This window comes from Streptococcus sp. HMSC062B01 (assembly GCF_001811085.1).
In the GTDB taxonomy this organism is placed as follows: Bacteria; Bacillota; Bacilli; order Lactobacillales; family Streptococcaceae; genus Streptococcus; species Streptococcus gordonii.
Genome location: NZ_KZ672792.1, coordinates 1 through 18,566, shown reverse-complemented (window position 1 = coordinate 18,566; position 18,566 = coordinate 1). Strand labels below are relative to the sequence as shown.

16 protein-coding genes and 1 tRNA gene are annotated in these 18,566 nt (G+C 42.1%); 5 read left to right on the top strand and 12 right to left on the bottom strand.

Annotated elements, in window-relative coordinates:
• Positions 1-95 precede the first annotated feature (95 nt).
• From rpsJ to HMPREF2780_RS07310, 3 genes are all read right to left on the bottom strand, one after another.
• Positions 96-404, bottom strand: a complete 309-nt coding sequence (gene rpsJ, locus HMPREF2780_RS07320; RefSeq protein ID WP_002894478.1) for a 30S ribosomal protein S10 — start codon at positions 402-404, stop codon at positions 96-98.
• A gap of 397 nt (positions 405-801) precedes the next feature.
• Positions 802-1,470 (bottom strand): HAD family hydrolase, encoded by a 669-nt coding sequence (locus HMPREF2780_RS07315; RefSeq protein WP_105026425.1) that lies wholly within the window; start codon positions 1,468-1,470, stop codon positions 802-804.
• A gap of 56 nt (positions 1,471-1,526) precedes the next feature.
• Positions 1,527-2,819, bottom strand: a complete 1,293-nt coding sequence (locus HMPREF2780_RS07310; protein ID WP_008809912.1) for an adenylosuccinate synthase — start codon at positions 2,817-2,819, stop codon at positions 1,527-1,529.
• A 297-nt stretch (positions 2,820-3,116) separates the two neighbouring features.
• Here HMPREF2780_RS07310 and gshAB point away from each other — a divergent pair, with 297 nt between their 5' ends.
• From gshAB to dusB, 3 genes are all read left to right on the top strand, one after another.
• Positions 3,117-5,372 carry a bifunctional glutamate--cysteine ligase GshA/glutathione synthetase GshB gene (gene gshAB, locus HMPREF2780_RS07305; RefSeq protein WP_008809913.1) on the top strand — a complete coding sequence of 752 codons (2,256 nt, stop codon included), beginning with the start codon at positions 3,117-3,119 and terminating at the stop codon, positions 5,370-5,372.
• A gap of 190 nt (positions 5,373-5,562) precedes the next feature.
• Positions 5,563-6,435: an Hsp33 family molecular chaperone HslO gene (gene hslO / locus HMPREF2780_RS07300; protein ID WP_105026424.1), complete on the top strand. Its 873-nt coding sequence runs from the start codon at positions 5,563-5,565 to the stop codon at positions 6,433-6,435.
• Positions 6,422-7,399 (top strand): tRNA dihydrouridine synthase DusB, encoded by a 978-nt coding sequence (gene dusB, locus HMPREF2780_RS07295; RefSeq protein ID WP_041789808.1) that lies wholly within the window; start codon positions 6,422-6,424, stop codon positions 7,397-7,399. The genes hslO and dusB overlap by 14 nt, the downstream gene beginning before the upstream one ends.
• Before the next feature lie 38 nt (positions 7,400-7,437).
• On the opposite strand, the gene HMPREF2780_RS07290 is transcribed toward dusB, so the two are convergent.
• The 6 genes from HMPREF2780_RS07290 to HMPREF2780_RS07265 form a co-directional block, all read right to left on the bottom strand.
• Complete coding sequence (locus HMPREF2780_RS07290; protein ID WP_045504572.1) at positions 7,438-8,112, bottom strand: DUF6287 domain-containing protein; 675 nt, start codon at positions 8,110-8,112, stop codon at positions 7,438-7,440.
• A 235-nt stretch (positions 8,113-8,347) separates the two neighbouring features.
• Entirely contained in the window at positions 8,348-9,136 is a 789-nt protein-coding gene (locus HMPREF2780_RS07285) for an NUDIX domain-containing protein (RefSeq protein WP_061582816.1), read from the bottom strand.
• A gap of 43 nt (positions 9,137-9,179) precedes the next feature.
• Complete coding sequence (pnuC, locus tag HMPREF2780_RS07280; protein WP_105026422.1) at positions 9,180-9,995, bottom strand: nicotinamide riboside transporter PnuC; 816 nt, start codon at positions 9,993-9,995, stop codon at positions 9,180-9,182.
• A gap of 21 nt (positions 9,996-10,016) precedes the next feature.
• On the bottom strand, positions 10,017-11,075 hold the full coding sequence (locus tag HMPREF2780_RS07275) for an AAA family ATPase (RefSeq protein ID WP_105026421.1): 1,059 nt from the start codon (positions 11,073-11,075) through the stop codon (positions 10,017-10,019).
• Between the two features lie 220 nt (positions 11,076-11,295).
• Complete coding sequence (locus tag HMPREF2780_RS07270) at positions 11,296-13,725, bottom strand: ATP-dependent Clp protease ATP-binding subunit (protein ID WP_105026420.1); 2,430 nt, start codon at positions 13,723-13,725, stop codon at positions 11,296-11,298.
• Between the two features lie 6 nt (positions 13,726-13,731).
• Positions 13,732-14,190: a CtsR family transcriptional regulator gene (locus tag HMPREF2780_RS07265; RefSeq protein ID WP_008809921.1), complete on the bottom strand. Its 459-nt coding sequence runs from the start codon at positions 14,188-14,190 to the stop codon at positions 13,732-13,734.
• 318 nt (positions 14,191-14,508) lie between these two features.
• Here HMPREF2780_RS07265 and HMPREF2780_RS07260 point away from each other — a divergent pair, with 318 nt between their 5' ends.
• Positions 14,509-14,859 (top strand): hypothetical protein, encoded by a 351-nt coding sequence (locus HMPREF2780_RS07260; protein ID WP_008809922.1) that lies wholly within the window; start codon positions 14,509-14,511, stop codon positions 14,857-14,859.
• 106 nt (positions 14,860-14,965) lie between these two features.
• Here HMPREF2780_RS07260 and tsf read toward each other — a convergent pair whose 3' ends face one another.
• Both tsf and rpsB read right to left on the bottom strand, forming a co-directional pair.
• Positions 14,966-16,009 carry a translation elongation factor Ts gene (tsf, locus tag HMPREF2780_RS07255; protein ID WP_045504582.1) on the bottom strand — a complete coding sequence of 348 codons (1,044 nt, stop codon included), beginning with the start codon at positions 16,007-16,009 and terminating at the stop codon, positions 14,966-14,968.
• Positions 16,010-16,087: 78 nt separating this feature from the next.
• Positions 16,088-16,870, bottom strand: a complete 783-nt coding sequence (rpsB, locus tag HMPREF2780_RS07250; RefSeq protein WP_008809924.1) for a 30S ribosomal protein S2 — start codon at positions 16,868-16,870, stop codon at positions 16,088-16,090.
• Positions 16,871-17,154: 284 nt separating this feature from the next.
• Here rpsB and HMPREF2780_RS07245 point away from each other — a divergent pair.
• A tRNA-Cys gene (locus tag HMPREF2780_RS07245) sits at positions 17,155-17,225 on the top strand.
• Positions 17,226-17,451: 226 nt separating this feature from the next.
• Here HMPREF2780_RS07245 and HMPREF2780_RS07235 read toward each other — a convergent pair.
• A partial coding sequence (locus HMPREF2780_RS07235) for a G5 domain-containing protein (RefSeq protein ID WP_158672302.1) occupies positions 17,452-18,566 on the bottom strand: 1,115 nt, incomplete at its 5' end.

Genomic DNA, 18,566 nt, shown 5'->3' with positions numbered 1-18,566 from the left:
AGCAAAAATAGGAGATTGATGCAGCGAGCGACGCTCGCAAGGCAATCTATCTTTTTTGCAAAGAGTTTAGCCTGTGTTCGATTGTGCTATTTAGATTAAAGTTTAATCTCTACGTTCACACCACTTGGAAGATCCAATTTCATCAAAGCGTCAACTGTTTTTTGAGTTGGGTTGATGATGTCGATCAAGCGTTTGTGAGTACGCATTTCGAATTGTTCGCGAGAGTCTTTATATTTGTGAGTCGCACGAATGATTGTGTAGAGGCTACGTTCAGTTGGAAGTGGGATTGGACCCGCAACTTCAGCACCTGTACGAGTAGCAGTTTCTACGATTTTTGCAGCCGCTGTGTCAAGTGTACGATGTTCGTATGCTTTCAAACGGATGCGGATTTTTTTGTTTGCCATCTTTTTCTCCTTTTCGTCTATTTAAGATAATAGGCTAGCTCCACAAGAAAACCGACAGGCGGTTGCGTGGCAATGCAACCGAGCGTGTCGCAACCTCTTGCATCAAAGCCACACGCTGTATTTTTACAGCACCATAGTATCTTAACACAAAGATGCATGCATTGCAAGGGATTTGAGAGATTTTTTTAACTATTTTTAATGAAAATGTTTTCTATCCATTTTGTTGTTTATTTTATAGAAGAAAGCTTGACATTTTTGAGATTTTTCTCGTTTTAGTACAAAAGAAAACCACCTTTCAAGGTGGTTTTTGGGAGATTATTATGAAAAAGAAAAGTTTTAGGATTTCTAAACAAAGTTAGGAGATCTTTGTTTATGATTACAGTATAAGGTCTTTAACTTAAAATATCCTTAAGCTTTTTTTAAAAAGTAATAAATTTTCCAGTTCACAGACGTCTTTAACAATAAACGTCGCTCCCGCTTTTTCTAATTCTTCTTTTGTACTAAAGCCGTAAAGAACCCCGATAGACTCAATCTTTTGTATTTGAGCCCCTATAATATCATGCTCACGATCACCGACCATAATTGTTTCGGAGAGATTTTTAATTTTCGTTTTTTCTAAAGCATAACCAATAACATCTGCTTTTTTGCTTCTACTACCATCCATAGTAGCTCCTGCTACAAAGTCAAAATAGTCATACAGATCAAAATGTTTAAGAATTTGAGTTGAAAATTTTTCAGGCTTAGAGGTTGCCACTATCAATTTCTTATCAGCTTGTTTGAGAGAAGACAATATTTCCCGAATCCCTTTATAAACTTCATTTTCATAGAGGCCTTTTTCAGAAAAATATTCACGATAATAAGCCACAGCTTGTATACTTTCTTCCTCTGAAAAACCATAAAAGTGTTCAAAAGAATACTTCAGTGGTGGACCGATGAAAACTCTTAATTCTTTTTTATCTTGCACTTCGATACCAAATTTCTCTAAAGCATAAGCCACAGAATTAGTTATTCCTAACTCAGAGTTGGTCAAAGTCCCATCTAAATCAAATAAGATATTTTGATACATGTTTTTCCCTTTTCTTTTTTAAAAAGGCGGGAAATTTTCCCAGCCTCTTTCATCAATTATAAACTTGACCAGACACTTTCCAAAATATTAGTTTGGTCGCGGTCAGGTCCAACTGAGAAGGTGGAAATACGTACACCAACCAACTCACTTACTCGCCGAACATAGTTGCGAGCATTTTCTGGAAGATCTTCTAACTTACGAACGCCAGTAATATCTTCAGACCATCCAGGAAGCTCTTCGTAAATCGGCTTACAACGTTTAAGCTGTTCCAAACTAGCTGGATAGTGGTCGATTCTTTGGCCATCCAAATCATAGGCTACACAGATCTTGACTGTATCCAGACCACTCAAAACATCGATGGAGTTAAGTGAAAGATTGGTGATCCCTGACACTCGGCGACTATGGCGCATAACAACAGAGTCAAACCAACCAACTCGACGCGGACGGCCTGTTGTTGTACCATACTCATGGCCGACTTCACGTATGCGGTCTCCTACTTCATCGAAAAGCTCTGTCGGGAATGGCCCATCACCAACACGACTTGTATAGGCTTTACAAACACCCACTACTTTGTCAATCTTGCTAGGACCCACACCAGAACCGATCGTTACACCGCCAGCAACAGGATTAGAGGAGGTTACAAATGGATAAGTTCCTTGGTCAATATCTAACATAACTCCTTGAGCCCCTTCAAAGAGCACTCGCTTGCCTTGATCCAGCGCATCGTTTAAGATGACAGAGGTGTCTGTCACATACTGCTTGATTTGTTGCCCATATTCATAGTATTCTTCAAAAATATCATCAAAGTTAATTGCTGTGCTATCGTACAATCTCTCAAAGAGGCGATTTTTCTCAGCTAAATTACGCTCCAAGCGTTCCCTGAAAATGTCTCTATCTAAGAGATCTGCAATCCGGATACCAACACGCGCAGCCTTATCCATATAAGCAGGTCCAATTCCTTTAATAGTAGTTCCAATTTTATTGTCACCTTTGGCCTCTTCCTGCAGGCGATCCAGCTCAATATGATAAGGTAAGATAACATGAGCCCGGTCTGAGATACGAAGATTATCCGTTGTCACACCTTCTTCATGTAAATAATTCAGTTCTTTAACTAGAGATTTAGGATTAACCACCATCCCGTTTCCAATGACTGAGATTTTTTCTGGGAAGAAAATCCCTGATGGAATCAAGTGCAGTTTGTACTTCTTACCGTCAATCACGATGGTATGACCAGCATTGTCACCACCTTGATAACGAGCAATCACTTCGGCATTAGCAGAAAGGAAGTCTGTGATCTTTCCTTTCCCTTCATCTCCCCACTGGGTTCCTACAACAACTACTGATGTCATAATTTTGTCTGAGCTGAGACAGCTCGTCCTTTCTTACATACAAGGCAGGAATCTCACCTGCTGGTATATCTTACACTTTATTATAAGAAATTTATTGCCATTTTTCAAGAAGAGATAGGGATTTCATTTGGATTTTAACTTTTGGAAATGAATTAGTTTTTCACAAAATCTGTTTTTTCTGATATTAATTAGTTTATTTTAAATAAAAGTTCGGATTTTTATTAAAATCGTAGTAGAAATTTGTTTTCTTTTTCCGTTTGTAATAGACTAAAATTACTATCATAGGACGGTGAAACGATGACGATTAATCAATTACTGCAGAAACTGGATACATCAAGCCCTATTCTTCAAGCGACCTTTGGTCTAGAGAGGGAAAATCTCCGAGTTGACTTGGATGGACACTTAGCCCAAACTGCCCATCCAAGTCAACTCGGTTCAAGGAATTTCCACCCAAGCATCCAAACAGACTTCAGCGAGCAACAACTAGAACTAATAACACCTATTGCTCACTCGACTAAGGAAGCTAGGCGCTTACTGGGGGCTATTAGTGACGTGGCGGCCCGCTCGATTGATCAGAACGAGCGCCTCTGGCCTCTGTCCATGCCACCGCAGCTGACTGAAGAGGAGATTGTCATTGCTTGTCTGGAAAACGACTATGAGCGCCACTACCGAGAGGGCTTGGCGGAAAAATATGGCAAAAAACTACAGGCTATCTCTGGTATCCACTACAACATGGAGCTAGGGAAAGATCTAGTCACTGCTCTCTTTCAAGTCAGCTCCTATCAATCACTTAAGGATTTTAAAAACGGCCTCTATCTCAAGCTGGCTCGAAACTTTCTGCGTTTCCGCTGGATCTTAACCTATCTCTACGGTGCTGCACCTTTGGCAGAAACTGGCTTCTACAGTCAGGAAATTTCCCAGCCTATCCGCTCTTTTCGTAACAGCGACTATGGCTATGTCAATGACGAAAATATTCAAGTGTCCTACGCTTCTTTGGAGCAATATGTAACCGATATTGAAAACTACGTTCAGTCAGGCGAGCTCAGCGCTGAAAAAGAATTTTACTCAGCCGTTCGCTTCCGTGGACAGAAGCACAATCGTGCCTATCTGGAGCAAGGTATCACTTATCTAGAATTCCGCTGCTTCGATCTCAATCCTTTTGACCATTTAGGTATTAGCCAAGAAACCTTAGATACCGTCCATCTCTTTTTACTGAGCCTGCTCTGGCTAGATGATGTAGAAAATGTTGATGCGGCATTAAAAGCTGCCCACGACTTGAACCAAAAGATTGCTTGTAGCCATCCACTGACTGCCCTGCCAGATGAGGCAGACAGCTCAGCCCTTCTCCAAGCCATGGAAGAGCTTATCCAGCATTTTGAACTGCCAACTTACTACCAAACCTTACTTCAACATCTTAAGGAGGCGCTACAAAATCCTCAGCTAACCCTATCTGGCCAGCTCCTGCCTCATATCCAGCATGATTCCTTAATGGCCTTTGGGCTAGAAAAAGCAGAGGAATATCACCGCTACGCTTGGACTGCTCCTTATGCCCTCAAAGGCTACGAAAATATGGAACTATCCACCCAGATGCTACTCTTTGATGCTATCCAAAAGGGGCTTAATGTCGAAATTTTAGATGAAAATGACCAATTTCTCAAGCTTTGGCATGGTCGCCATGTGGAATATGTCAAGAACGGCAATATGACCTCCAAGGATAACTATGTCATCCCTCTGGCCATGGCCAATAAAACCGTCACCAAAAAGATTTTGGCTGCAGCTGACTTTCCCGTTCCAGCTGGAGCAGAATTTTCTTCCCTAGAGGATGGACTGGCCTATTACCCTTTGATTAAGGACCGACAAATTGTTGTCAAACCAAAGTCAACTAACTTCGGACTAGGCATCTCCATCTTCCAAGAACCAGCTAGTCTGGAAGCTTATCGCAAGGCTTTGGAAATCGCTTTTTCAGAAGACGCTGCTGTCTTAGTGGAAGAATTTATCGCTGGAACGGAGTACCGCTTCTTTGTCTTAGACGGTCAGTGTGAGGCAGTCCTCTTGCGAGTAGCAGCCAATGTCGTCGGAGACGGTCAGCATACCTTGAGAGAATTGGTTGCCATCAAAAACGACAATCCGCTACGGGGTCGGGATCATCGATCACCGCTTGAAATCATTGAACTGGGGGACATTGAACTGCTCATGCTGGACCAGCAAGGCTATGGACCAGATGATATCCTGCCTGCTGGAGTCAAGGTTGACTTGCGACGCAATTCCAATATTTCTACCGGCGGAGACTCGATTGACGTCACAGACAGCATGCACCCATCTTATAAGGAACTTGCTGCGAACATGGCAAAGGCTATGGGAGCTTGGGCCTGTGGCGTTGACCTGATTATTCCTGACAGCTCTGCTATTTCTACCAAGGAAAATCCTAACTGCACCTGCATCGAGCTCAATTTCAACCCCTCTATGTATATGCACACCTATTGTGCTGAGGGGCCGGGACAAAGCATCACCCCTAAAATACTGGCCAAACTTTTCCCAGAAATGGACCTGTAAAATAAGAAAACGCAGAAGATGTCCCTGCGTTTTTTGTTTTGTAACCGAGGTAAAGTTTAAGATGATAACCTAAAAGAATTAAGCTTGATTGCTACTACAAGTTTAAAATTTCTTTAAGCCCTCTTCACAAACTTGAAAAAACAAGCGCAAGCCTGCGCCCCTTTCTCTATTTTGTGTTAAAATAAAAGGTATGGACAAAATTATCAAAACTATCTCAGAAAATGGCTCTTTCCGTGCTTATGTGCTGGATAGCACAGAGACGGTTCGGACCGCTCAAGAAAAACATCAAACTCAAGCCAGTTCTACTGTTGCACTTGGCCGCACACTGATTGCCAGCCAGATTTTGGCTGCAAATGAAAAAGGCCAGACCAAGATTACCGTCAAGGTTCTCGGAACCAGCTCACTAGGCGCGATTATCACAGTGGCAGATACAGAGGGTAATGTCAAAGGTTATGTACAGAATCCCGGTGTAGATATCAAAAAGACAGCTACTGGCGAAGTACTGGTTGGTCCTTTTGTTGGCCAAGGCGAATTCCTCGTTATCACGGACTACGGTACGGGCAATCCATACAACTCCATGACTCCTCTCATCTCTGGAGAAATCGGCGAAGACCTAGCTTTCTACCTAACTGAAAGCCAGCAAACACCTTCCGCTGTTGGTCTCAATGTTCTCTTAGATGAGAACGACAAAGTCAAGGTTGCCGGTGGTTTCTTGGTACAAGTTCTGCCTGGTGCTAAAGAAGCTGAAATTGCCCGCTTTGAGAAGCGAATCCAAGAAATGCCTGCCATATCAAAACTGCTGGAATCAGATGACCATATCGAAGCTCTGCTGGCTGCCATCTATGGTGATGAGCCATACAAACGCCTGTCTGAAGAAGAAATCCGCTTCCAGTGCGACTGTAGCAAAGAGCGCTTTATGAATGCCTTGGCTACCTTGCCAAAGACTGACTTGGAAGAGATGCGTGACCAGGACCAAGGAGCTGAAATCGTCTGTCAATTCTGCCAGACTGCCTATCACTTTGACCAAAATGACCTGGAGGAACTGATTCGTGACAAATCTTAATACCCCTTTTATGATCGGAAATGTCGAAATTCCCAACCGCACAGTTCTGGCACCTATGGCCGGCGTAACCAACTCTGCTTTCCGGACCATTGCCAAAGAGCTGGGAGCGGGCCTGGTCGTGATGGAAATGGTCTCTGACAAGGGCATCCAGTATAACAACGAAAAAACCCTCCACATGCTCCACATTGATGAGGGAGAAAATCCCGTTTCTATCCAACTTTTCGGTAGCGACGAGGACAGCTTAGCCCGCGCAGCAGAATTTATCCAAGAAAACACTAAAACGGACATCGTTGATATCAATATGGGCTGCCCGGTCAATAAAATCGTTAAAAATGAAGCTGGAGCTATGTGGCTTAAAGATCCCGAAAAAATCTACAAAATCATCAACAAGGTCCAATCCGTGCTAGATATTCCCCTGACAGTCAAGATGCGGACAGGTTGGTCCGACAGTTCACTGGCTGTAGAAAATGCCCTGGCAGCTGAAGCCGCCGGAGTCTCAGCCCTAGCTATGCACGGTCGCACCCGTGAGCAAATGTATACTGGCCATGCCGATCTTGAAACCTTGCACGATGTGGCCCAAGCTCTGACTAAGATTCCTTTCATCGCTAACGGAGATATCCGCAGCGTTCAAGAAGCCAAACAACGTATCGAAGAAGTCGGGGCTGATGCTGTTATGGTAGGACGAGCTGCTATGGGCAACCCTTACCTCTTCAATCAGATCAACCACTACTTTGAAACGGGTGAAATCCTTCCGGACTTGACCTTTGAAGATAAAATGAAAATCGCCCACGACCACCTTAAACGTTTGATTGATCTCAAAGGGGAACATATTGCCGTTCGAGAATTCCGGGGCCTAGCTCCACACTACCTGCGTGGAACATCCGGAGCTGCTAAACTACGAGGAGCGATTTCTCAAGCAAACACCCTTGCTGAAATTGAAGAGCTCTTGCAAATTCAAAAATAAAACAAAAGGAAGCCAATCGGACTTCCTTTTTGTTCTGTTTAGGGTTGAGTCACCACAACACTTGTTACTGAACCATCTGCTCCTGTTGTAATCTGCAGATTGGCATTACCTTGCCCGCTCAACTGCGCATTGTATTTGCCATCATCCAGCGTATAAGAGTAGGAAGCGATGGAATAATTAGCTGTCTTTCCATCTGCAGACTGGACTGTGAATTGGCCGTTACCCGATACCGTCACAGTATTTCCATTAGCATCCTTCCAAGTACCAGCAGCCGCTGAGAAATCCCCATCCACCATAGTCAAGACACCTTTATAGCGAGCATTGCTGGCTGCCTGCTTATTCTGAAGCTGGCGATTGCTTTCCGATGCTTGAGCTGGTTGAGTTGCTTGATTCTGAGTATTTTGTCGACCTGAAGCTTGCTGCGGTTGCGTTTGTTGGGCTTGAGGCGCTTCTACAGTAGACTGTTGCTGACTGGCAGAAGCTTCGACTTGTCCAGACTGGCCAACTGCTCCTTCTGAAGAAGGTCGATTGCTAGCCTTAGAAGAAGAACTAGCCTTGCTGGATGACGCAACTTTTGAGCTAGAGGAAGTCTGAACAGTCTTGCTAGAACTAGTACTTGTTGTACTTTCTTCTTTCTTACCACATGCCCCTAAAAGCAGACCAGAAGCTAGAACTACAACTGCCATCATTTTTGTATAAGTACGTGTTTTCATCTTTTGCCTCCTTGTAACATTTAGAAATCTTTTTGTAATGTAATTGTAATACTATGTTTTTTATTTGTCAATCATTTATATAAAATTCTTTAAAAAGTTTCTACCCAAGCAAGTTCAAGCTTCTCATGCTACTTCTTTTGTCATGAGAAATTTGCTCCTACTTATCTATTCGGCATTAAAATAAGAAAAACAGGACAATTTTGCCCTGCAAGAGAAATATATCCTCGACTTTCTTTTAAGCCGTTTTTTCTGTCTTCAGCCGATAAACTTTTCTCGGCTTCTTCTTTGGCACGCGCTTGACGCCAGCTTCTTCTAGATATTCTCCAAATTTAACTAGAAAATTATTGCTGACAATAGGTCGTCTAGGCGAGATGAGATTAACCAGCTCAGTCCCTTCATAGACAGTAAACGGTGATTCCAGCAGATGGAGAAAAGTTGGATTCCAGTCCAGTCGACCCTGAATCCGTTTAATAGATTCTAGCAGGATTTGGTAGTGGTCAAAGGCAAAGTCCTCTGCTGTCAAAAGCTGTTCACCATCCCTAAAGCTCCTTGTCTTAAAGTCCACATCAAGAAAGGTGACTTCTTTAGCATCATCGCCAGCTTGTACTTGATCTACTGCTATAGCCGGAAGATAAACCAAGTGGGAAATAGTAATGACCCAACCACGTGGATCACGTCCTGGTGTAGAAACCGTCATCAGTTGTTCCACCTTTTCCAGCGGTATCTCAAGCCCCACCTCTTCTTTGACTTCCCGAATGCAGGCTTGATAGGCATCCTCATTTTTGTCCACAAAGCCTCCGACTAGGGCATATTTATTTTGATAAGGATGGGCCTTGCGCTTGATGACCAAGAGTTTTATCTGACCTTCCACGAAGCAGTATGCCACCATATCTGCTGTTACACTCGGGGTCTCATATTTTGGCAAATCCTGAGTCTTGTACCATTCCAAAAAGGCGGATTCATCCGCCATTGTTTCATAATATTCTTTTTCTGTCATACCAGATGGAATAGCCTGTTTGGTCATAAGTATCTTATCCTTTTCTATCAAAAATCCTCCAAATCTTGCTCTAAGCTTTCTTCACTGCCTTGGTCCACTGATACCACCCGACGATACTATTGAGGGTATAGACCCAGTACATGGCCTGGATATGGAGATTGCTACCCCACCAGAGATAGATACTGAAGAGATTGGTCGCAATCCAGAAAATCCACTGCTCGCGGTAGAGGCCAGTCATGAGAAGCTGACCGATACCATTAGTCGCATCTGTCACACTATCGCGGAAAGGCCGGTGACTATGAATGCTCTTATAGGCAAAGCCCATACCAATCCAAATCAAAGCCGTCAAGGCCAGATATTTAAGCCAGCCACGCCAGTCTAACTTCTTAGCTTCAAAATGAGAAGGTTCTTCCTTATCTTGTTCATTGACCCGATTGGACAGCCAAGTATAAAGACCAATCGGCTGCATGATAAAGAAGTAGACCGTTGTCAGAACTTCGCCATAGAAGCTAGCATTGAAAGACAATATGAGGTAAATTGCGGAATTTACAGCCCCAAAAAGGTAGTTGCTAGCCCGACCCTCAGCTACTAGGATGACACAGACGATGCCTGTCCAGGAAGCAAAGAGTCCTAGCCAATCATGCTTCGCCTGGCCACTGGTAAACTCCAGAATGAAAGGCAGACTGGAAAGAGCAAGTAAGTAGAGCCATTGAGCCAAGCTACGGCCACCAAATAGGTCCTGCCAGAGCAATTTTGCAATCCCATTAATGCCCTGCTTTTTAGCTGCGGCACAGACATTACGGAAATTCCGAGCAAAGGTTTGAGTTTTTTGTTTCAGTCCTGCGCAGAGAGCTTCAGGAGAGAGTTTTTGATTTTTTATTTCCATTCTATTCTACCACTTTCTTTTTTAATCCGCTTGATAAATCTTGTTGATTGCTTCCTTGGCTGCTTGATAATTGTCAAAATAACTGCCAGCCAGATAGACTGTCGGATGATCAGGCAAGTACTGATCTTTCAGCTTTTTCAGATAGCTTGAAAAATCACTGCGGATAGCCTCGTCTGCCATGCTCATATCGCGAAAGCCATCATTGACATAGGTCCCGACTGGCTCAGCAAAGAGAATCAAATCCCATTTTTCCTTGGACAAGATGCTGACAAAGAGATTGTCAAAGGTATCTGTTTCCTCGTCTTGAACTGGACTTTCTTTCAGATAGTAATCATAGTAAGCCTTGGTTACCAGTGAATTTGTATCAGCCACTACCAGACCACGGTTAGCGCTGCTGTCAATGAGGCGAGAAGTCTGAGCATATTGTCCTAAGAGCAGATAGTAGTAGTCTTTAGGGGTCAGTTCATCATCTCGCACATTATTTTGGATCTGGTATTCTCGAGCATATTCTAGGCTAACTGGAGCATCATAGTAGCGTGCCAAATCTTTGGCCAAGGTCGTTTTACCATTGCTGGCGCTACCCATAATCAGCACTTTCTTGGTGAAATGCCGACGGAAAGGTTGGGCCATATATTTCCAATAATGGCTAGGGTTTTCTCGAATCATGGTAGCGGAAATCCCAACATGACGCTCTTCCAAACAGGTTTCAAAACCACGCTTTGCCAGCTCTGCCTGATAATCAGCCTCTCCGACAAAGAAAATCAGTTCCTCGCCTTCTGCATCATAGCCCACCAACTCTAATAAGGCCGGCAACCACTGGTTCCAACCCAGAGGATAGCGAGGAAAGGACGTTTCGTCCAGTTTGTAAACCTGAGTTAATTCATCATCTGCGAAAGTCTCCCGCGTATAGCGGAAACGCTTCTGCAGAGACAGGCCTACTTCCTCCCCACGGTCACCTTGATAACCAGAAACCACCACGCGCACCTTGTCGTAAGAACGCTTCGCCTTCTGAATCAAATCAATATGTCCCTGATGCAAGGGAGCAAAGGTTCCAAAGACGATTGCAATTTTTTCTTTCATAGTTTCACCTTTTTATTGTTTTTTATATTTTTATTTTTTCTATGTTTTTATTATAAATTATATTTTTATTTTGTCAATAGTTTTTATAAAAATTTATAAAAATATTTTTAAACTGAAATTTTAAAGCTAAAATTGAAAAAGCCCTGACTATTGTTATATCAGAGCTTTTCCTGTATTTTTTAGAATTGGTCAGTATAAATACTGTGATTTCATTTGGACTTTATACTATATCAAACTTCAACTGACCTGCCTTAACCCCCACTTTCAAGGTCTGACCAGCTTGTAAATCACCAGTTAATAGCAGTTCTGCTAGTTTGTCTTCAACTTTGGTTTGCAGAGTCCTACGAAGAGGTCTAGCCCCCATTTCTACATCATATCCTTCTTTAGCTAGTAGTTTCAAGGCACTGGCTTGAAATTTTAGTTGGATATTCTTTTCAGCTAGACTGGCAACCAGAGGTTTAACCATCACTTTTACAACCTCCTGCATATGGTCTGCTGACAAGCTATGGAAGACGACTTTTTCATCAATCCGGTTAATAAATTCTGGACGGTATGTCTTTTTGAGCTCTTCTAACATTCGTTTTTCCATATTTGCATGATCCAAGCGAATGTCGCGCGCTCCAAAGCCGACCGTCTTATCATCACGCAAACTGGTTGCTCCTAGATTGCTGGTCATGATAATAATCGTATTTGAAAAATCAATCTTTCGTCCCTTACTATCAGTCAATACACCATCATCTAAAACCTGCAGAAGGACATTGAAAATATCCGGATGGGCTTTTTCAACTTCGTCAAATAAGAGGACGGAATATGGTCGGTTGCGAACTTTCTCTGTTAATTCGCCTCCTTCTTCATAGCCGACGTAGCCTGGAGGCGCTCCATTGAGACGACTAGCTGCAAATTTCTCCATGTATTCACTCATATCAAAACGAATGAGAGCTGATTCGTCGTCAAAGAGGGTTTCTGCCAGGGCCTTAGCCAACTCAGTCTTACCAACCCCAGTTGGACCCAAGAACATAAAGGAACCAATCGGTCGCTTATTCGCTCGAATACCTGACTGATTACGACGAATTGCACGACTAATAGCTGATATAGCTTCATCTTGGCCAATCACCCGCTTATGCAATTCTTCTTCTAAGTGCAAATATTTTTTAGCATCTGTCTGAGTCAATTTTTGGACTGGAATACCAGACAGGCGACTGAGAGTTGTCAAAATGTCTGTTTCCTCTACCTTCAAATTACTTGATAGAGGTTGATTTTCTTCCTTGATCAAGCGACCAAGCTTATTGAACTGACCAGCTATAATTGCTCGATCTGCTGGGCTCAAATCCTCTTGCGCATGACTCTGAGCCCCATTGTTACGCACTGTAGCACTCGCTTCATCTAACAGATCTATTGCTGAATCCGGCAGATGCTTGCTTGTCAAATAACGATGAGCATATTTCACAGCTATTTCAATTGCTTGATCTGTAATCGTTACCTTATGATGGGCTTCATAGTTTTCTTTTAGCCCCTTAAGGATAGCAATACTGTCAGCCACACTTGGTTCTTCAATACTGATCTTAGCAAAGCGCCGAGATAGAGCAGCGTCTTTTTCAATATGCTTTTGGTATTCTTCTTGAGTTGTAGCTCCTATCGTACGCAGTGTTCCGCGAGCCAGAGCAGGTTTAAGGATATTCGCAGCATCCATCGTAGAGTCAATACCGCTACCAGACCCCATAATAGTATGAAGCTCATCGATAAAGAGGATGACCTTACCATCTTTCTCAATATCGTCAATGATATTGTTCATACGCTCTTCAAAATCCCCACGGAAACGAGTCCCTGCCACTACATTCATTAAATCAAGCTCTAGAACCCGCATTTTGGCTAGTTCGTGCGGAACTTGACCAGAAGCTACACGCTGGGCCAAACCGAGAGCTAGAGCAGTTTTACCAACTCCAGCATCCCCAACCAAAACAGGATTATTCTTCGTCTTGCGACTGAGAACCTGAATCATCCGAGAGATTTCCTGATCTCGACCAACAACAGGCTCTAGCTGACCTGAACGAGCTAATTCCGTCAAGTCTCGTGTGTAATCTTCTAGACCACCACTCTGAGTAGGTGGCATCCCCATCATGTTTGCCATGTTTTGCTTGGCTTGATTAAAACCTTTATGAAGACTGCGGATTGCTTTTAAATCATTCTTAGTCCAGCCAGACTTTTGTTCCAGGTTTCTCCGCAAATCATTAATACGCAAGACTCCTTCTTTGTCTTCATAACTAAAGCCGACAAATTCTAAAATACGAGTTGCTAGGGTTCCTCTGTCGCTGATGATAGCGTATAAGATATGTTCAGTTCCGACTTCCTTTGCGTGAGTAGCTTCGGCTATAGCTTTTGCCTCCTTAAAAAGAGTCGTCAAGCGATGAGAAAAAGGCAGGATACTAAATTGCCCTTCCTTCTGATAAGACTTTCCTACTACATGGTAAGCAGCATCCTCAAAATGATCGATTTCCAGCGGATAATCGTTTAAAACTGAGCCTGCTACGCTGTACGGATAATTAGAAAAAGCAATCAAGAGATGCCATGACTCTAAATACTCAGATTCAAAATGGCTAGCCAATTGCTGGGCTTCTTCTATACTAACAATCAAGGCTTTTGAATATTTCATTTCGATTTAAGTTCCTTTTCTATCAAGTTGCTGTAATACTTTCTTTAACATACGAGCGCGAATTATTGGAGCATCTACTCCTAAAACACAATCAGATGATATAGCCAAAAGAAGGTTGCCTTCACGTTCCGACATAATTCTTTCATCAAACAAGAGTTGAATAATATCTGTAAAGAACTGTTGGCTCACTTGCTCTCCAATACGATCGAACAACTCACATATCATCTGATGGCGATCAGAAAACTCAACCTTTCCGATTCGAATGTAGCCACCGCCACCTCGCTTACTTTCGACAACGTAGCCCCGGCTTTCAGTAAAGCGCGTCTTAATCACATAATTAATTTGACTGGGAACGACCTGGAAGACATCAGCCAACTCGCTCCGCTTCAACTCAACCATACCTGCCTGCTCTAAAATTGCTTTAATATAGGCTTCGATATTATCTGAAGTATTCTTACCGCTCATGATCTTCCTTTCTAGTCAATCTTATTATTTTTAATCGCTCTTTCATTAAACATTAGACACTGATTTCTAGCTTCACAAAAGCATCTTTGACATTGACTATCTTTGACTAACATTATACCGAAAAAGTCCTTATTTTGAAAGGAAAAGGGATGGTAAAAGGTCTGATAATTCAAACTAGTGAAAAAGCTTTAAAAAAGAGCAGATTCTCGATTGTAACCGCTTGCAATTAACTTTTAAAGCGTTATAATATAGGTGGAAATGTACAGAAAGAATAGGTACCTTACCTATTCACAATTATCTCAAAAGGAGGATTGTCCAATGACGCTAGATTGGCTCACTTATACTCGCCACGTGCTCACTTGGTTGCTTTCAACCTTGTTCCTATACACAGTATTTTCTGCCCATTATGTCAATGTCCAGATTGCCATATTGGTTGCCTGCTTCTTTATCCCCTTCTTATTTGAACAGGCCAAGATGAAACAGAAAACAAAGTGGACTCTTAATCTACTCATTACACTCGCTACTGTGATAGGAATCCTATTCACTCAGAAGTTTAGAATTACTTTTACCTATTCTCAAATTACTCATCTCTTAATTTTTGGTATTCTTCTAATTTTTATTGATGCTGTGATTTCACATAGCAACTTGATGAGAAGAGTGGCTAAATAGCATAAACAATACTAAAAAGCTTTTGACTGATACAAGAGCTCAGGCTTATAAAGATAAAAACGGGACAAAATCAATCTTGTCCCGTTCTTTTTATGATAGTAGATTCTTAGTTTTGTCCAAGAGCTGCTGCCATTGTTGCTGCAACTTCTGATTCAAAGTCATTAGCAGCTTTCTCGATACCTTCACCAACTTCAAAGCGAGCGAACTCAACTACTGAAGCATTTACTGATTCAAGGTAAGCTTCAACTGTCTTGCTGTCATCCATGATGTACACTTGTGCAAGAAGTGTGTATGCTTGGTCAACTTTAGTGTTGTCAAGCATGAAGCGATCCATTTTACCTGGGATGATCTTGTCCCAGATCTTTTCTGGTTTACCTTCAGCAGCCAACTCAGCCTTGATGTCTTCTTCAGCTTGAGCAACAACTGCATCAGTCAATTGAGCTTTTGATCCATACTTCAAGTGCGGAAGAGCTGGTTTACCAACCATTGCGCGGCTTTCGTTATCTTGATCAATAGCATGGTTCAATTGTGCTAATTCATCTTTAACAAATTGCTCATCCAATTCTTTGTATGAAAGAACTGTTGGTTTCATCGCAGCGATATGCATAGAAATTTGTTTAGCAAGAGCTTCGTCTCCGCCTTCGACAACAGAGATAACACCGATACGGCCACCATTGTGTTGGTAAGCACCGAAGTGTTGTGCATCTGTTTTTTCGATCAAAGCAAAGCGACGGAATGAGATTTTTTCTCCGATAGTTGCAGTTGCAGATACGTATGCAGCTTCAAGAGTTTCACCTGAAGGCATTGTCAAAGCAAGTGCTTCTTCGTTGTTAGCTGGTTTGCCTTCAGCGATTACTTTCGCAGTTGCATTTACCAAATCAACAAATTGAGCATTTTTTGCAACGAAGTCCGTTTCAGCGTTTACTTCAACTACTGCTGCAACATTACCGTTTACATAAACACCTGTCAAACCTTCAGCAGCAACACGGTCAGCCTTCTTAGCTGCTTTTGCCATACCTTTTTCGCGAAGCAATTCAATCGCTTTTTCGATGTCACCTTCAACTTCAACCAATGCTTTCTTAGCGTCCATGACACCAGCACCTGATTTTTCACGCAACTCTTTAACAAGTTTAGCTGTAATTTCTGCCATTTTGATTCTCCTATATTTTTTAAAAATAGGAGGGCCGGGCTAAGCCCCGCCCTCCTAGGTAATTACTAATTATTTGAATTAAGCGTTATCGCCTTCTACAACTTCAACGATTTCTTCGATTGAGTCTGCTTGAGTTTCAGTTGCAGCCAATTCAGCTTCTACTGACTCAACACTGTCTTCACCTTGACGACCTTCGATAATAGCGTCAGCCATTTTCGCAGTAATCAATTTAACAGCGCGGATAGCGTCATCGTTAGAAGGAATGATTACATCGATGTCGTCTGGATCTGTGTTTGTGTCAACCATCGCAACCACTGGGATACCAAGCTTCTTAGCTTCTTTAACAGCGATTTGCTCTTTATGTGGGTCAACTACGTACATTACATCTGGGATGCGTGGCATTTCTTCGATACCACCCAAGAATTTTTCAAGACGTGCACGTTGTTTGTTAAGAAGAGCTACTTCTTTCTTAGGAAGAACTTCGAAAGTTCCGTCTTCTTCCATACGTTTGATTTCTTTCAAACGAGCTACACGTTTTTGGATAGTAGACCAGTTTGTAAGAGTTCCACCCAACCAACGGTGGTTGATGTAGTATTGACCAGCGCGTTCTGCTTCATCTTTTACAGCTTCAGCAGCTTGCTTTTTAGTACCAACAAACAAGATGATTGCATCGTTTGCAGCTGCATCACGGATGAAATCATATGCTTGGTCTGCATATTTTACAGTTTGTTGCAAGTCAATAACGTGGATACCGTTACGCTCTGTGAAGATGTACTTAGCCATCTTAGGGTTCCAGCGACGAGTTTGGTGACCAAAGTGAACACCAGCCTCAAGAAGTTGTTTCATTGAAATTACTGCCATGAGTAAATTCTCCTTTTTGTTTTTTTCCTCTTTTAGATTTCAGCTCGCAGGACAACCCAAGGGCAACAGTCCCACAATTCATCTAAAATGAGTATTTTGCCATTTGCACGGCATCTATTATGATAACAGAATTTCAAGGATTTGACAAGCTCTTTTGCTTTATTTTTCCTCGAAAACCTTGATTTTATCAGCATTTATTTTTCTAGTTTTCAGTATTATTTCATTTTCTTAGAATCAAGTGTATTGACGAAAGTCCTTTTTTAAGGTAAAATAGTAAAGGTTGAGGCGGTATAGCCAAGTGGTAAGGCACGGCTCTGCAAAAGCTTGATCGTCGGTTCAAATCCGTCTACCGCCTTATATAACCTGATTTATCAGGAAGCATCTGAACACAAAGCTCGTAAGATCGGGCTTTTTTCTTTCCCTTTAATGCTAAGATTTTGAGTCTAACTATTACGTTAGGATTCAAAAAGAGGCTGAGATATTATCTCAGCCTCTTTTCTATTTAACATTTGCTGGTCCCTGTTTTTAGAAAAGCAACGGGAGATTAAGCACAAATGCCTTATATTTTTTCAACCTAATTCTTAGTGTTTTTTACGACGGAAGTTAAAGAAGGCCGTTACACTTGCAAGAACAAGTCCTAATAGAGCCACAAGGCCATTTGCATGTTCACCAGTGTTTGGAAGGTTCTTCTTCTCTTCTGCGTTTCTATTTACTCTAGAGTATTGAGGTTGTTGTGGACGGTCTGTTTGACCTGATTGACTACTTGTAGCAGCATCTGATCCTGGTTTCGCTTGATCTTTAGGATCTTGAACTTTACCAGTTGAATCCTTTTGACCTTGTCCTTTAGAATCTTGAGCTTTGTCTGATGGATCTTTTTGATCTTGACTAGCATTTGATTGGCTGCTACCAGATTCCTTAGTACCAATTTCAACTACTTGAGTGATTGGTGTTTTCGTAATCTGTTCGTCTCTGACAACTCGGCTTGTTTCAACACCATTTGTCTTAGTAATTGTGTAGACAACAGTCTTTTCACCATCAACACCAGCAATCTTGATCCGTTTTGTTCCTTTTGGAAGATCTGGATTGCTTAAAGTGATAGTGCCATGGTAAATAACTTGAGTTTCAGTCACGTTTTCAGTTGTAACAACTGGAGCAGTAGCTTTCTTAGTACCTACTTCAACAACTTCATCAACTGCTGGAGTTGTGATAGTGTTGGATTTCTCTACACGACCTGTTTCAACACCGTCTGCGTAGGTTACTGTGTAAACAATGGTACGAACACCCTTCTTACCTGAAGTTGTCACATTGCGGACACCTTCTGGAAGGGCTGGATTTGGAACTTCTTTGACTTGGAAGTCTACTTCTTCAGTCTTAGTTTCTTCCTTAGTGGTAATGACTGGACCAGTACCTTCTTCGATGACTTCGTCAACTGCTGGTTTTGTCACGGTTTCTGACTTCTTAACCTTGCTAACTTCTTGGCCATCAGCTTTCGTAACAGTATAAGTTACTTCCTTCTCTCCATCTACACCTTGAACTTTTACGTTTCTTGTGCCTTTTGGTAAAGCTGGATTTTGCACTGTAGAGCTACCATGTTTGATAACTTCTTTTTCTACTACTTCTTCAGTTGTAGTAACTACGCCTTTCTTAGTACCTACTTCAACGACTTCATCAACTGCTGGAGTTGTGATTTCGTTTG

Coding starts and splice junctions, on each gene's coding strand:
- rpsJ (WP_002894478.1), bottom strand. CDS start 404: ATGGCAAACAAAAAAATCCGCATCCGTTTGAAAGCATACGAACATCGT.
- HMPREF2780_RS07315 (WP_105026425.1), bottom strand. CDS start 1,470: ATGTATCAAAATATCTTATTTGATTTAGATGGGACTTTGACCAACTCT.
- HMPREF2780_RS07310 (WP_008809912.1), bottom strand. CDS start 2,819: ATGACATCAGTAGTTGTTGTAGGAACCCAGTGGGGAGATGAAGGGAAA.
- gshAB (WP_008809913.1), top strand. CDS start 3,117: ATGACGATTAATCAATTACTGCAGAAACTGGATACATCAAGCCCTATT.
- hslO (WP_105026424.1), top strand. CDS start 5,563: ATGGACAAAATTATCAAAACTATCTCAGAAAATGGCTCTTTCCGTGCT.
- HMPREF2780_RS07290 (WP_045504572.1), bottom strand. CDS start 8,112: ATGAAAACACGTACTTATACAAAAATGATGGCAGTTGTAGTTCTAGCT.
- HMPREF2780_RS07285 (WP_061582816.1), bottom strand. CDS start 9,136: ATGACCAAACAGGCTATTCCATCTGGTATGACAGAAAAAGAATATTAT.
- pnuC (WP_105026422.1), bottom strand. CDS start 9,995: ATGGAAATAAAAAATCAAAAACTCTCTCCTGAAGCTCTCTGCGCAGGA.
- HMPREF2780_RS07275 (WP_105026421.1), bottom strand. CDS start 11,075: ATGAAAGAAAAAATTGCAATCGTCTTTGGAACCTTTGCTCCCTTGCAT.
- HMPREF2780_RS07270 (WP_105026420.1), bottom strand. CDS start 13,725: ATGAAATATTCAAAAGCCTTGATTGTTAGTATAGAAGAAGCCCAGCAA.
- HMPREF2780_RS07265 (WP_008809921.1), bottom strand. CDS start 14,190: ATGAGCGGTAAGAATACTTCAGATAATATCGAAGCCTATATTAAAGCA.
- HMPREF2780_RS07260 (WP_008809922.1), top strand. CDS start 14,509: ATGACGCTAGATTGGCTCACTTATACTCGCCACGTGCTCACTTGGTTG.
- tsf (WP_045504582.1), bottom strand. CDS start 16,009: ATGGCAGAAATTACAGCTAAACTTGTTAAAGAGTTGCGTGAAAAATCA.
- rpsB (WP_008809924.1), bottom strand. CDS start 16,870: ATGGCAGTAATTTCAATGAAACAACTTCTTGAGGCTGGTGTTCACTTT.